This window comes from Pseudomonas sp. MWU13-3659 (genome assembly GCF_023757525.1).
In the GTDB taxonomy this organism is placed as follows: Bacteria; Pseudomonadota; Gammaproteobacteria; order Pseudomonadales; family Pseudomonadaceae; genus Aquipseudomonas; species Aquipseudomonas entomophila_E.
This window is the reverse complement of record NZ_JAMSHW010000011.1, coordinates 127,496-141,782: the sequence shown is the minus strand read 5'-3', so window position 1 is coordinate 141,782 and position 14,287 is coordinate 127,496. Positions and strand designations below refer to the sequence as shown.

The window sequence follows — 14,287 nt, the reverse complement described above, 5'->3', positions numbered from 1 at the left end:
AGCCTTGCTGGCGAACCGGGGTGGCCAGGGTTCGCCAGCAAGGCTGGCTCCTACAGGGGGGGCTGTGGCGGCTACTTCTTGCGCTTGGGCAGGCGCACCAGCTGTGTTTCGGAATAGATGTCATGCCAGCTGCGCTGGCGCTTGTCGATCAACGACCAGAAGAACCCCAGCCCCAGGCACAGCCACGAGGCGATCGACACCACGAAGCGCAGCAGCGCCTGCCACAGGCTGATGGCGCTGCCGTCGGCATTCTGCACGCGCACGCCCCACACCTGCATGCCCAGGGTCTGGCCGCCGTGGGTCCAGAACTTGGCGAAGAAGCCGAACAGGGCGAACAGCAGGATCGTCGACAGCAGTGGGTCGCCATCCAACGCGCCCGCTTCGGTGAGTTCGCGCATGCGCGCTTCGCCGATGATCGTCATCTGGATCATCTTGTAAGCCCCGGCGGTGACGATCAGCAGGGCGGTGCACAGCAGGAAGTCATAGAACATGGCGGCCAGGCGCCGGCCCAGGCCGACCGGTGGGAAGTCACCCTGAGGGTTGAGCAGAGGCTTGGACATGCAGGACGGCTCCAGATGGCAAAGGCCCATTCTATGGAATTGCGCGCACAAAAAAGCCCCTGTGGGTCAACACAGGGGCTTTTTTGTGGAAGTCAGATCACTGAGGAATGACTTCGTCGGCTTGCATGCCCTTCTGGCCTTGCACAGCAACGAAGGTCACTTTCTGGCCTTCTTTCAGGCTCTTGAAGCCGTTGCCTTGGATAGCGCGGAAGTGGACGAACAGATCCGGACCGCTCTCTGGGGTGATGAAGCCGTAACCTTTCTCGTCATTGAACCACTTGACGGTACCGTTCTGACGCTCAGCCATTGTCTTATTTCCTATGAAACTTGAATTTTGATGACAGTTTCTTTCACGCTTTTTGTAAGTGAAAGATTACTGGGCTGGGTTGCAGGAAAGTAAGAGACGTCGAACGGGTTGTAGCGGATTGCGGCTACTGGCCCAGGTCACGAACTGTTGCGACCCATGCAAACACAGTGCAGTGACTCTACGCCAACTCCTGAGCGAAAAACAAGCCCTTCCGGCGGGTGAAAATCAGGCTTTTCCCGATAACCGAACGATTTGTCGGAAACGGCGTGGCGCCTGGCCTGGCGCTATGTTCAGAAGTTATTGGACAGGTTCGAAAACGAATATGTCGGACCTGTCCAAACCACTCATTCAGCCACGGTAGTAACGCTGTGCCACGAAAGGCATTTTGCTGACTTTAAGGGCAACTTGCTTGCCACGGACGACGGCAAACAATGCCGTGTCGAGGGCTGCATGTTCGGTATCGACATAGCCCATCGCGACAGGGGCGCCGAGCGTCGGGCCGAAGCCGCCGCTGCACACTTCGCCGACCACCTTGCCCGCCTGGTCGACGATTTGCGCGCCCTCACGCACAGGCGTGCGTTCCTGGGGCAGCAGGCCGACCCGCTTGCGTGCCACGCCAGCCTGTTGTTGAGTGAATACGGTGTCGGCGCCAGGGAAGCCGCCAGCGCGCGTGCCATCGGCGCGACGAACCTTGGAGATGGCCCACAACAGGCTGGCTTCGATCGGGGTGGTGGTGGTGTCCATGTCGTGGCCGTACAGGCACAGCCCGGCTTCCAGGCGCAGCGAGTCGCGGGCACCGAGGCCAATCGGCTGCACTTCAGGCTCGGCCAGCAGGCGACGGGCCAGGGCTTCGGCAGCGGCGGCCGGCACCGAGATTTCGTAGCCATCCTCGCCGGTGTAGCCCGAGCGGCTGACGAAGCAGTCGTTGCCCAGCAGGCTGACCGGGCGGAACTGCATGAAGGTCATGCCGGCCACTTCCGGCGCCAGGCGTTCCAGCACCTTGACCGCCGCCGGGCCTTGCAGGGCGAGCAGGGCGCGCGCTTCGAACAGCGGCTGGATTTCGCAGCGATCACCGATATGCTTGCGCAGGTGCGCCAGGTCCTGGTCCTTGCAGGCGGCGTTGACCACCAGGAACAGGGTGTCGTCACCGAGGTTGGCGACCATCAGGTCGTCGAGGATGCCACCCTCGGCATTGGTGAACATGGCGTAGCGCTGCATGCCCACCTGCAGGTCGATGATGTCCACCGGCACCAGGGTTTCCAGTGCCCGGGCGGCATCGCGGCCGCGCAGGAGGATCTGGCCCATGTGCGAGACATCGAACAGGCCGGCCTGTTCGCGGGTGTGCAGGTGCTCCTTGAGCACGCCCAGGGGGTACTGCACGGGCATGTCGTAGCCGGCGAACGGCACCATGCGCGCGCCCAGTTCCAGGTGCAGGGCGTGCAGCGGGGTCTTGTGCAGTGTTTCGGACATCGGTGACTCCTCGTTATTTATTCGGGTCAACATTCGATGATGTTGACGGCCAGACCGCCGCGGGCGGTCTCCTTGTATTTGCTTTTCATGTCGGCGCCGGTCTGGCGCATGGTGCGGATGACCTTGTCGAGGGAGACGTAGTGCTGCCCGTCGCCGCGCAGGGCCATGCGCACCGCGTTGATCGCTTTCACCGAGCCCATGGCGTTGCGTTCGATGCAAGGCACCTGGACCAGCCCGCCGATGGGGTCGCAGGTCAGGCCCAGGTTGTGCTCCATGCCGATCTCGGCAGCGTTCTCCACTTGCTGCGGGGTGCCACCCATGACTTCGCACAGGGCGCCGGCAGCCATCGAGCAGGCCACACCCACTTCACCCTGGCAGCCGACCTCGGCGCCGGAGATCGAGGCGTTTTCCTTGTAGAGGATGCCGATGGCCGCCGCCGTGAGCAGGAAGCGCACCACGCCGTCCTCGTTGGCGCCGGGGACGAAGCGCATGTAGTAGTGCAGCACCGCCGGGACGATGCCGGCCGCGCCGTTGGTCGGCGCGGTGACCACGCGGCCGCCGTTGGCGTTTTCCTCGTTCACCGCCAGGGCGTAGAGGTTGACCCAGTCGAGCACCGACAGCGCATCGCGCAGGCTCGCCTCCGGATGACGGCTGAGCTGGCGATACAACGCCGGGGCCCGGCGCTTGACCTTGAGCCCGCCGGGCAGGATGCCCTCGTGACGGCACCCGGCCTCGACGCAGTCCTGCATCACCTGCCAGATGCGCAGCAGGCCGGCGCGGGTCTCGGCCTCCGCGCGCCAGGCGGCTTCGTTGGCCAGCATCACCTGGCTGAACGACAGGTGCTGCGCGGTGCAGTGGCCGAGCAGTTCCTTGCCGGTCTTGAACGGGTAGGGCAGCACGGTGCTGTCCTCGACGATGCGGTCATGGCCCGCCGCGTCCTCGTCGACCACGAAGCCGCCGCCCACCGAGTAGTATTCGCGGCTGCGGATCTGCAGCCCGGCCTGGTCGAAGGCGCGGAAGATCATGCCGTTGGGGTGGTAGTCCAGTGGCTTGCGGATCATCACCAGGTGCTGCTTCTCGACGAAGACGATGTCGTGCTCGCCGAGCAGGCGCAGGTGGCCGCTGTCGCGGATCGCCTGCAGGCGGGCGGGGATGGATTCGGTATCGACGGTGTCGGGGTGTTCGCCTTCGAGGCCCAGCAACACGGCCTTGTCGCTGCCGTGGCCCTTGCCGGTGGCGCCCAGCGAGCCGTACAGCTCGGCCTTGACGCTGACCGTGCTGGCCAGCAGGCCGTCACGGCGCAGCCCTTCGGCGAAGCGCGCGGCGGCGCGCATCGGGCCGACCGTGTGCGAGCTGGAGGGGCCGATGCCGATCTTGAACAGGTCGAAGACGCTCAGGGACATGGTACTTCTCCTGAAGAATCCGGGGCCGCTTTGCGGCCCTTTCGCGGCACAAGGCCGCTCCTACAGAGGCCAGCGCCGTCCTGTAGGAGCGGCCTTGCCGAGGCGTCGGACCGGCCGGAAAGGGGCGCAAAGCGCCCCTGATGACGACACTCGCTATCAGACGTCCTGATAGCTCTCGATCGACGGGCAGGCGCACACCAGGTTGCGGTCGCCGTACACGTTGTCGACCCGGCCTACCGGTGGCCAGTACTTGCCTTCCACCAGGCTTGGCAGCGGATAGACCGCCTGCTCGCGGCTGTAGCCATGGGTCCACTCGCCAGCCAGCTCCGCCGCGGTGTGCGGGGCGTTTTTCAGCGGGTTGTCGTCCTTGTCCAGGCTGCCATTCTCGACGGCGCGAATCTCTTCGCGGATCTGGATCATGGCGTCGCAGAAGCGGTCCAGTTCTTCTTTGGACTCGCTTTCGGTCGGTTCGATCATCAGCGTGCCGGCCACCGGGAAGGACATGGTCGGGGCGTGGAAACCGAAATCGATCAGGCGCTTGGCCACGTCGTCGACGCTGATGCCGCTGGTGTCCTTGAGCGGGCGCAGGTCGAGGATGCACTCATGCGCCACCAGGCCGTTGCCACCGGTGTACAGCACAGGATAGTGCTCTTCCAGGCGGCGGGCGATGTAGTTGGCGTTGAGGATTGCCATCTGCGAGGCGCGTTTCAAGCCAGCACCCCCCATCATGCGAATGTACATCCAGGTGATCGGCAGGATGCTGGCGCTGCCGAACGGTGCGGCACAGACCGCGCCCTGAGTGTTTTCCAGCGTGGCGTGGCCGGGCAGGAACGGCGCCAGGTGCGATTTGACGCCGATCGGGCCGACGCCCGGGCCGCCACCGCCGTGGGGAATGCAGAAGGTCTTGTGCAGGTTCAGGTGCGAGACGTCGCCGCCGAATTTGCCCGGGGCGCACAGGCCGACCATGGCGTTCATGTTGGCGCCGTCGATGTACACCTGGCCGCCGTTGTCGTGGATGATCGTGCAGATCTCGCCGATGGCTTCCTCGAACACGCCATGGGTCGACGGGTAGGTGATCATGATCGCCGCCAGGCGCTCACGGTGTTCGATGGCCTTGGCGCGCAGGTCGTCGATGTCGACGTTGCCGCGGGCGTCGCAGGCGGTGACCACCACGCGCATGCCGGCCATGTGCGCGGTGGCGGGGTTGGTGCCGTGGGCCGAGGACGGGATCAGGCAGATGTCGCGGTGGCTGTCGCCGCGGCTGCGGTGGTAGGCGCGGATCGCCAAGAGGCCTGCGTACTCGCCCTGGGAACCGGCGTTCGGTTGCAGCGACACGGCGTCATAGCCGGTGGCGGCGCAGAGCATGGCTTCCAGCTCGGTGGTCATCTGCAGGTAGCCCTGGCTCTGCTCGGCCGGGGCGAACGGGTGCAGGTTGCCGAACTCGGCCCAGGTCACCGGGATCATCTCGCTGGCGGCGTTGAGCTTCATGGTGCACGAGCCCAGCGGGATCATGGTGCGGTCCAGCGCCAGGTCCTTGTCGGCGAGGCGGCGCAGGTAGCGCATCAGCTCGGTTTCGCTGTGGTAGCGGTTGAACACCGGGTGTTCGAGGATGGCCGACTGGCGCAGCAGGGCGGCCGGCAGGCGCGCGGCGACGGTCGCGGCCAGGGCGTCGAAGTCCGGGGTGGCCTGGCCGTCGGCGAACAGCTGCCACAGGGCCTCGACATCGGCCTGGCTGCTGGTCTCGTCCAGCGACAGGCCCAGGTGGGCGGCGTCGACCTGGCGCAGGTTGATGCCTTGGGTACGGGCCTTGTCGTGCAAGGTGCTGGTAGCGTTGCCGGTGGCCAGGGTCAGGGTGTCGAAGAAGTCACCTGTGACCACTTTCATGCCCAGCTTGGTCAGGCCGGTGGCCAGGATCGCGGTCAGCGCGTGGGTGCGTTCGGCGATGCGCTTGAGGCCGGCCGGGCCGTGGTACACGGCGTACATGCTGGCGATGTTGGCCAGCAGCACCTGGGCGGTGCAGATGTTGCTGGTGGCCTTCTCGCGGCGGATGTGCTGCTCACGGGTCTGCATGGCCAGGCGCAGGGCGCTCTTGCCGAAGCGGTCGATCGACACACCGACCAGGCGGCCCGGCATGTCGCGCTTGAACGCGTCGCGGGTGGCGAAGTAGGCCGCGTGCGGGCCACCGAAGCCCAGCGGCACACCAAAGCGCTGGGCGCTGCCGATGGCCACGTCGGCGTCGAATTCGCCCGGCGGGGTGAGCAGGGTCAGGGCCAGCAGGTCGGCGGCCACGGCCACCAGGGCGCCGGCGGCGTGCAAGCGCTGCACCACCTCGCGGTAGTCGAACACGTCGCCGTTGCTGGCCGGGTATTGCAGCAGGGCGCCGAAGTAGGCGCTGACATCGCCCAGTTCACGCTCGTCGCCCACCACCACCTCGATGCCCAGCGGTTCGGCGCGGGTGCGCAGCACATCGAGGGTCTGCGGGTGGCAGTGCACGGAGGCGAAGAAGGCGTGGCTGGCCTTGTTCTTCGACAGGCGCTTGCAGAAGGTCATGGCTTCTGCGGCAGCGGTGGCTTCGTCGAGCAGCGAGGCGTTGGCGATCGGCAGGCCGGTGAGGTCGCTGATCAGGGTCTGGAAGTTCAGCAGTGCTTCCAGGCGGCCTTGGGAGATCTCGGGCTGGTACGGGGTGTAGGCGGTGTACCAGGCCGGGTTTTCCAAGAGGTTGCGCAGGATCGGCGCCGGGGTGTGGGTGTTGTAGTAACCCTGGCCGATGTAGCTCTTGAACAGCTGGTTCTTGCCGGCGATTGCTTTCAGCGCGGCGAGGGCGTCGGCCTCGCTCTGGCCGTCTTCGCTGCCGAGCACGCTGGTGCCCTTGATGCTGTCGGGGATGACGGCGGCGGTCATCGCTTCCAGCGAGTCGAAGCCCAGCGCGTTGAGCATGGCCTGCTCGTCAGCGGCGCGCGGGCCGATGTGACGGGCGATGAATTCGTTGGCGGTGCCGAGGTTGATGGTCATGGTGCGGTACCTCAGGCGTCGTCGTTGGCTTTGATCAGGCGGTCGTAGGCGTCCTGGTCGAGCAGGGCGCTTACTTCGTTCATGTCGGCGGGGATGAAACGGAAGAACCAGCCTTCGCCCAGCGGGTCTTCGTTGACCAGCTCGGGGCTGTCGTTCAAGCCATCGTTGACGGCGACCACTTCACCGGTCAGTGGCATGTACACGCCGCTTGCGGCTTTTACCGATTCCACGGTCGAGGCTTCGGCGCCCTTTTCGTACTGCTGCAGTTCCGGCAGTTGCACATAGACCACGTCGCCGAGGGCGTTCTGGGCGTAGGCGGTGATGCCTACGGTGACGCTGCCGTCGGCTTCGACGCGCAGCCATTCGTGATCTTCGGTGAAACGCAACTCGCTCATGGGAATTCCTCGGGAAGCAGGGGGCGTTGGGCGTGGTTGGGCCACGCTCTTAAGGTTGGAATTCCCTTAGCAATAATGCGGCCAGACTATAAATACCTTTATAAATCAAATAGTTAAGTTGATCGTTCGAAATGTGGCCTATCTGTGTGGAACGAAATCGATACGCATGGATAACGATTCGAAAGCGCTGGAGGATCAAACCCTTGCGTAGACGCACCGGAATCCTTGTGGAATGTTTTTATTACACTGGATTGAAAACAATACAGCTAGGCCACGTCGAACTCGATCCAGGTGCGACGCTGGTCGTTGCCCTGCCCGACGCTGCCCACCCGCAGTGCCTGGATTGAACCGGACGGCGCCTGGAAAGGCGCTGTTCCATTCAGGAGTTGCGCGTCGTCGGCACGCACGACCCGCTGGTGGCACTGGGTATCGAGGGCCGCCAGCAAGGAAGGGAACGGCATCCGGCCCCAGCGCACCGTGCCCGCATCCTGCGCGTTGGTGGGGATGAAGGCCGCCAGGTCCTCGCTGGTCATCAGTTCGAGCCCCTTGGCCTTGGCGGTCGCGTTCTCGCTGCCGTGGTGGCCCACTTTGTAGTAGACCGTACGCTTAAGCAGGTCGGGGCCGGTCACGGTCGTCCCGTCGGGCATCTTCCAGGCCGCATCCTGCCAGCTCAGCCAGTTGCCGATCTGCGCGTCGGCGGCGAACAGCACCACGCGCCCGGTCGCCACGATCTCGAAGGCGAGGACCAGGCTGGTGTTGTTGATCTTGTTGTCGAGTTGCATCGCCAGCGTGCCCGCGCCGCCCAGCCAGTCGAGGTCGATCCGGCGCCAGGCCTGGTCGGTCGCGCTCGCATCGACGGTCTTCGCGGATTTGCCCGTGTCCAGCAGGTCGGAGCGGTCGCTCGGGCCGTAGTAGTGCGCATAGGCGAAACGGCCGATGGGGTCTGCCGCGAACGTCTTGCCTGGGCGCGTCAGTTCGCTCAGCGGGGTGCCCTGGCTGGCGTCGAAGGGCGCCGTCGGGTCGGTGAAGGCGCTGCCCGATGCCGCCGCGCGGAACGCATTCGAGAGCGATTCGGCGGTGCGCAAGCCTTGCAGGCTGTTGGCCATCGGGTAGCGCTCGCCGACACGGTCGATGATGTCGAGGTAATCGGCGTTTCGCGAGGGGGCCAGGACATACACCCGGACCGCCGGTACGCCGGTGATGTCGAGGGGAGCGAGCGCGGGCTCCAGGTACTTGACGCCGGCCTTGCCCAGCCTGGCGGCGGTATCGCGCATGGCGCGCACCGTCTCGCCCTGGGCGCCGAAGCTGAAGGCCAGGAGCTGGTCGAGGCCGTCGCGGAACGCGCTGGTGCCTGCCGCGTTCGCGCCATGCAACTGCCGGCTGGCGCCGGACAGCGCGCTCAGGGCCTGCTGCTTGAACCTGTCCAGTTGCCGGGCCTGGGGATCGGTGGGGGATTCGGTCCAGGCCATCCACACCTCGCCGACGCTGAAGCGCGAAAACCGGTTCGAGGACTCGCGGAAGGCGCTGATGTGATCGGTGTGCTCGTGGGTCAGCACCAGGATGTCGAGCTTGCCGCCGGTTTGCTGGTAGATGTCGTCGACGATGTCGTCGATGATCTGCGAGCCCCCCTTGATGGCCGTGTGGATCCCGCAATCGATGAGCATCCAGCAGGTGCCGCCATCTGTTTTGCCGAAGCGCAGCAGGTGGCAGTCGCCAATGCCCTGGCAGTAGTGGCGGATGGTGAAGCCTGGCTGGTCAGTGGGCATGGCCGAACTCCCCGTTGTGGGTGTGCAGGAGCGCGAACGGTTCGCTCGGGGTGTTCGCGAAATAGAGGGCTTGCAGCGCACCGAAACCGCCGCCTGAGGCGCTCTGCCGCTGTCGGGTGAGGCGGCTCTCGCTGCCGCAGTTCTTGACGATGGCGTAGCGGATTTCGCAGTGGTTGCGGCGTGGGTCGATGATCAGCGTGACACCGCCGCGGAACCAGATCTGTGGCCCCTGCGGGTTCTTCGGGTCTAGCGGAACACGCCGGCGCTGCATGACCGTCGCCACCACCTCGGTGAAAAAGCTGCCATCAGGGGCGACACGACGCGCCGGACGCACGCTGGCAACCGAGAAGTTGGTCCGGCCGGGGCTCGCCGGCTCCGCGATCTCTCCGTCCTCCGTGTACTTGGGTATATCAGGCAGCAGGCCGAATGCCGGGTACAGGTCAGGGTGGCGTTCGAGGAGCCTGGAGAGACGATCCCACAGGGTCTTGCGGTTGGTTTCATTGAGCGTGTGGATCGCTTGCCGATCGAGCTTGAGGTCCCAGCCGAAGTCGAGGTCCTTGACCAGCGCGTTCAACCACTTCGGCTGCGTATCGGCCAGCGTGCCCCAGGCCAGGGATTCTTCCGAGACCGTGCGCACATCCGCTGGCAGCAGGTTGCGCTTGCGGAACGCGTCCATGAAGGCGACGCGGTAGTGGAACCGGTCGACGGCCACCAGGTCGATATCGGCGGTGATCAGCGCGCGCAGGTACTCGCCGAAAGTGATGTCGACGGCGGGGCAGTAGTCCAGCGCGCGGATGCAGATGCGCAGCACATGCCGGGCGGTCTTGCAGGTTTCTTCGGTCAGGCGCTCGACCAAGTCGGGGAGCAGGGCGCCCCTGGGCAGCAGCCCGCTGCCGTTGGTGGCGATGCGGACCAGGTCCGCCGTGCGCCGGTCGACGATGCTGAGGAACGCTTCATAGACCGCCGAGACGAGGATCGAGCCCCGTGCGTGCACCTCCAGCTCATCGGGGTAGCTGGGCTTGTCGCCCTTGGCGAGATAGTCGCGCAGTGGCCCGCCACGGTTGGTCCCTTCGCCGAACTGCTGGGCCAGGGAGCCGAGCAGTTTCGCCGCATCCAGTCGGCCCCGGGCCTGGCGCACCTGGAAGCGCACCAGCTCGGGGATCGAGAAGTGCTGGAACAGCGCGACGATATCGGCGAAGGCCTCGTGAAATGCCGGAACGTCTGGGTTCGAGGCGTCCTGGAAGCTGCGATGCAGGCCGTCGAGCAGAGCGTGGGACATCTCATGGGCGATGATGTCGCTGGACAGGCAGGCAAACACCATGCTGCCGCCAGGGGTGGCGGCGGTCGCCGTCGAGGTGGACTGGAAGTAGCCGAACAGCAGCGCCACCTTGTCGGGGCTGTAGTAGGCGTTCTCGGTGCGCAGTGCGTGGGGGTAGATCCGCAGCCTGCGCACGCTGTGGTACTCGTAGTGCGGCTGGCCTTGCCCGCCGGTGCCCGTGACCTTGCGCGAGGCCCAGAGCACGCGCCGGCCCAGGGCTTCCTCGAAGTTCCTGATGGTCTTCATCGCCACCGCGTAGACCATTTGCTGGTGGAAGGCCGGGTTGCCTTCCGAGGGTGGCCAGCCATCCTGGGCCAGCAGCTTCGGCTCGTTCAGGTCCACCGGGTCGTAGAGGCGGTCGGAGGCGGGGTCGATGTCGACGATCTCGAGGTACTCGCCCACCGGTCCGGGTTCGAGTTTTTCCCAGGGGACGTTGATGACGGTCTCGTTGATCTCGACGGAGTCCAGCTGCTTGGCGATGGACGGGTCAAGCGCATAGACGCGCAGGCGCCGTGGCGGGGTGGGGAGTTGCTTGGTCTTGCGCGCGATGCGTGGACCCTCGGCTACCGTGATGGGGCCCGTGGCTGGGGCGCCTTGGGCCCGGCCAAGGTGCTTTTCAAGGAAGGCTTTCAGAGGCGCTGAAGGACTGCCGGAATCGAGTGCTGCCTCGAGGTAGCGATTGAGCAAGGCCGCTGGCACATCAGCGCCGCTTTCGCTATCGGGTAGCGCCTCGTCCACTGCGCGATGGCGCTGCGCCATTTGCGTCAATTCGAGCGCAAGCATCTGCTCGACCGCCGACGCCTGGTCCGGGGCAAGCGAGACGCCGCCCGCGCCGGTGATCAGGTTGAGCCAGCTCCAGCTGGGCTCTGCCGGTGAGGTCTTCACGAGCACGTCCATAGCCGGTGGAGCAATGCCAAGTGCCGCGTTCGCCTGCAGCACGCCCCGTCCGATCTTCTCGAGGGTTTCCTCCGCGTCCATGGCGCCGGTGGTGGTCATGGCCGATCCGAACAGGGCTGCGCGAGTCGCTTCGACGCGCATCCAGGGCTCTGGGTACCTGGCAAGTTCCGTTTGGTGGCTGGCCATCCACAACGCGGCGGCGGCTGCCAGCTGCGGCGTGGCCGAGGAGGTGCCCGCGCCATCCATGCTGACCAGGTTGCCGCAACCGAACTCGGCCCAGGGTACGTTGGGGGTGAAGGCGCCCATTGCCGTCTGCATCTTTGACGCGGGCCCATAGTTGCCTTGCATGGTGCGTGGGCTGAGGCCGGCGTAGGCGCGCCCGTTGGCCATCACCCCGCAGGCCGCGAGCACGCGCTTGAAGCGGGCGGGGAACACGATCGAGCCGGGCGTCGGTGTCCAGGCATAGTTGTTGCCCGCCGCGGTGACCATGAACACACCGTGCTCGTAGGCCAGGTTGACCGCATCGGCGAGGGCGCGGGAGGACAGGCCGCCCATGCTCATCGACAGGATGTGCACCTTCTGTTGCACCGCGTACTGGAAGCCCTGGACCATGCTGCCGGTCGAGAAGCGCACGACCCAGTCGGCGATGCGGATGGGAATGACGGTGGCGTATGGTGCGCCGCCGACGAAACCGGAAAAGCCCTGCGCGATGGCGGGGTTGTTGATTTCGTTGCCGGCCAGGAGGCTCAGCGTGGCATGGCCATGGCCCTGGTTGCGCACGGCCGTCCAGCCGTCCGGTGTGCGATCGGTGGCGTCGTTGGGGTGATCACTATCGCGGAAATTCCGTTGGTTCTGTTTGTCGAGGTGCAGGGGCAGGGAGGCGTGGTTCGGGTCGTAGCCGGTGTCCAGGTGGGCGATCCTGATGGCCTGCTGCTGGTCCCTGGCGACCTTGCTCCGTGCAGTGCCCAGCTGCGAGAAGCGGTCTTCGAGGTGCCACTGGTTGTCATCCTTTACCACGGCCTTCTGGCCTGACTTGTCCTGAGGGTGAAAGGTGCAGGCCGTTGCGGCCAGTGCGGTCGCTGGCGCTGGCGACTCGGTGAACCAGGCTTGCTCGATGTCTGGTTCGACGAACTCGATCTGCGTGCTGCCGGTGGCGGCAAAACCCGCCCCGTGGGCCAGCATGGCATGGGCGGCGTTCCAGGGGTTGGTCGTGGGCGGCAAGGGGGCACGGTACCAGGTCGAGCCCTGTGCGCCCGCCACGCCTGCCGCGCCGGTGATCCCGGGTTGGGCGGGAAGCGTCAGGATCGCTTCCATGTCCGGCGCGCCGACCGCAGCGGCCAGCCCCTGCCTGTGTCCGTCGCTCAAGCTCCCGCGAATCTTGACCAGCAGCGCCTGTGCCATGGTGTCCCTCCCTGTCCGTGCCGAGTCCCCCTGCGCAGGTTGATGGCAGGGTGCCTTCAGCGTAGCCGGTCCTGGCCATAGCGCCCTTTGTAGGAGCGGTTTCAGCCGCGATGCAGGCACCACGGTGTGTGGCACCCGCTTCGCGGGTGATCGCGGCTGAAGCCGCTCCTACAGAGGTCGCGTCAAGTCGGGAAGTTCCAGTGTCAGGCCTTGCCGGGGATGCCGTACTTGCGCAGGCGCTGGGCAATCGCCGTATGTGAGGTCTGCAATCGCCCGGCCAACTGCCGCGTCGAGGGGTAGCTGGCATACAAGCGCTGCAGCAACTCCCGCTCGAAATCCCCCACCGCCTGCTCCAGGCTCGCCACTTCGCCATCCTGCCCACGGGCCACCGAGGTGCCGGCGATGTCCAGGTCGCCGATGTCCACCACGTTGCTTTCGCAGATGGCCGCCGCGCGAAAGATCACGTTCTGCAACTGGCGCACGTTGCCCGGCCAGGGGTTGCCCAGCAGCGCCGGGTGGGTGGCGGGGGCCAGGCGGCAGGGCGGGCGCTGGATCTGGGTGCAGGCCTGCTGCATGAAGTACTGCGCCAGGGACAGGATGTCCTGGCCGCGATCGCGCAGCGGCGGCACTTGCAGGTTGAGCACGTTGAGGCGGTAGAACAGGTCTTCGCGGAACGTGCCCTCGGCAACCATGCGCTCCAGGTCGCGGTGGGTGGCGCTGATGATGCGCACGTCCACCTTCACCTCGCGGTCGCCACCCACGCGGCGGAAGCTGCCGTCGCTGAGAAAGCGCAGGAGCTTGGCTTGCAGGTAGGGCGACATCTCGCCGATCTCGTCGAGGAACACCGTGCCCTGGTTGGCCAGCTCCATCAGCCCGGGCTTGCCGCCGCGTTGCGCGCCGGTGAACGCACCGGGGGCATAGCCGAACAGCTCGCTCTCGGCCAGGCTCTCGGGCAGCGCCGCGCAGTTGAGCGCCAGGAACGGCGCGGCGTGGCGGCTGCTGATGGCGTGGCAGGCGCGGGCCACCAGCTCCTTGCCGGTGCCGGTCTCGCCGTGCACCAAGAGCGGTGCGTCGAGGGTGGCCACGCGCAGGGCGCGGGCCTTGAGGGTGCGGATGGCCGGGGAGTCGCCGAGCATGGCGTCGAAACCTTCGGCGTGGTCGTGGTGCAGGGCCGACAGCCGTTCGCCCATGCGGTTGGGCGGGTACAGCGTCAGCAGGCCGCCGGCGTGGGTGATCGGCGAGGCATCGAGCAGCAGGCTCTGGCCGTTGAGCTGCATCTCGCGCATGGGCAGGTGGAAGTTGTTGTCCAGCAATGCTTGCAGCAGGTCGGGGTCGCCGAACAGCTCGCCCACCGAGCGCCCGGCCGATTCGCGGCCGCACAGGGCGATCAGCGCGGGGTTGGCCAGCAGCACCTTGCCGGCGCTGTCCACGGCCAGCACCGGGTCGCTCATGGCGGCGAGCAGGGCGTCGAGCTGCAGGTGGCGGCGTTGGCCGGGGAGGATGTCGACCACTTCCACCGACTGCACGCCGCGCACCTCGAACAGGGCATCGTGCAGTTCCTCCAGCACGGCGGGGCTGAGGGTGGGGGCGTCGATATAGACGTTCGGCGGGACCATCTCCACGGCATCGAGGTTCAGGTTGCGGGCGCCGAGCAGGGCCAGGACTTCCTGGGTGATGCCGACGCGGTCGATGAAGCTGACGTGGATGCGCATGATGAGCGAGGCTTTGGCCGGAATAGGCGTCAGTATGCCTTGCGAT

9 protein-coding genes are annotated in these 14,287 nt (G+C 66.1%); all 9 read right to left on the bottom strand.

Features of this window, described 5'->3' with window-relative positions; genetic code table 11:
• Positions 1-71: 71 nt before the first annotated feature.
• The 9 genes from NGM28_RS15985 to gcsR all read right to left on the bottom strand — a co-directional run bounded on the left by NGM28_RS15985 (position 72) and on the right by gcsR (position 14,241).
• Positions 72-560, bottom strand: coding sequence for an RDD family protein (locus NGM28_RS15985; RefSeq protein ID WP_252090742.1), 489 nt, complete (start codon positions 558-560; stop codon positions 72-74).
• Between the two features lie 97 nt (positions 561-657).
• On the bottom strand, positions 658-867 hold the full coding sequence (locus tag NGM28_RS15980; RefSeq protein WP_011535493.1) for a cold-shock protein: 210 nt from the start codon (positions 865-867) through the stop codon (positions 658-660).
• Between the two features lie 348 nt (positions 868-1,215).
• Entirely contained in the window at positions 1,216-2,337 is a 1,122-nt protein-coding gene (gcvT, locus tag NGM28_RS15975; protein WP_252090741.1) for a glycine cleavage system aminomethyltransferase GcvT, read from the bottom strand.
• Positions 2,338-2,363: 26 nt separating this feature from the next.
• Entirely contained in the window at positions 2,364-3,740 is a 1,377-nt protein-coding gene (locus tag NGM28_RS15970) for an L-serine ammonia-lyase (RefSeq protein WP_252090740.1), read from the bottom strand.
• Between the two features lie 156 nt (positions 3,741-3,896).
• Positions 3,897-6,752, bottom strand: coding sequence for an aminomethyl-transferring glycine dehydrogenase (gene gcvP / locus NGM28_RS15965; protein WP_252090739.1), 2,856 nt, complete (start codon positions 6,750-6,752; stop codon positions 3,897-3,899).
• Between the two features lie 11 nt (positions 6,753-6,763).
• Positions 6,764-7,147: a glycine cleavage system protein GcvH gene (gcvH, locus tag NGM28_RS15960; protein ID WP_240065513.1), complete on the bottom strand. Its 384-nt coding sequence runs from the start codon at positions 7,145-7,147 to the stop codon at positions 6,764-6,766.
• Positions 7,148-7,413: 266 nt separating this feature from the next.
• Positions 7,414-8,913, bottom strand: a complete 1,500-nt coding sequence (locus NGM28_RS15955) for an MBL fold metallo-hydrolase (protein WP_252090738.1) — start codon at positions 8,911-8,913, stop codon at positions 7,414-7,416.
• On the bottom strand, positions 8,903-12,529 hold the full coding sequence (locus NGM28_RS15950) for a S8 family serine peptidase (protein WP_252090737.1): 3,627 nt from the start codon (positions 12,527-12,529) through the stop codon (positions 8,903-8,905). Before NGM28_RS15950 ends, NGM28_RS15955 begins: the two co-directional genes overlap by 11 nt.
• Positions 12,530-12,732: 203 nt before the next feature.
• Entirely contained in the window at positions 12,733-14,241 is a 1,509-nt protein-coding gene (gene gcsR / locus NGM28_RS15945; protein ID WP_252090736.1) for a transcriptional regulator GcsR, read from the bottom strand.
• Positions 14,242-14,287: the final 46 nt, after the last annotated feature.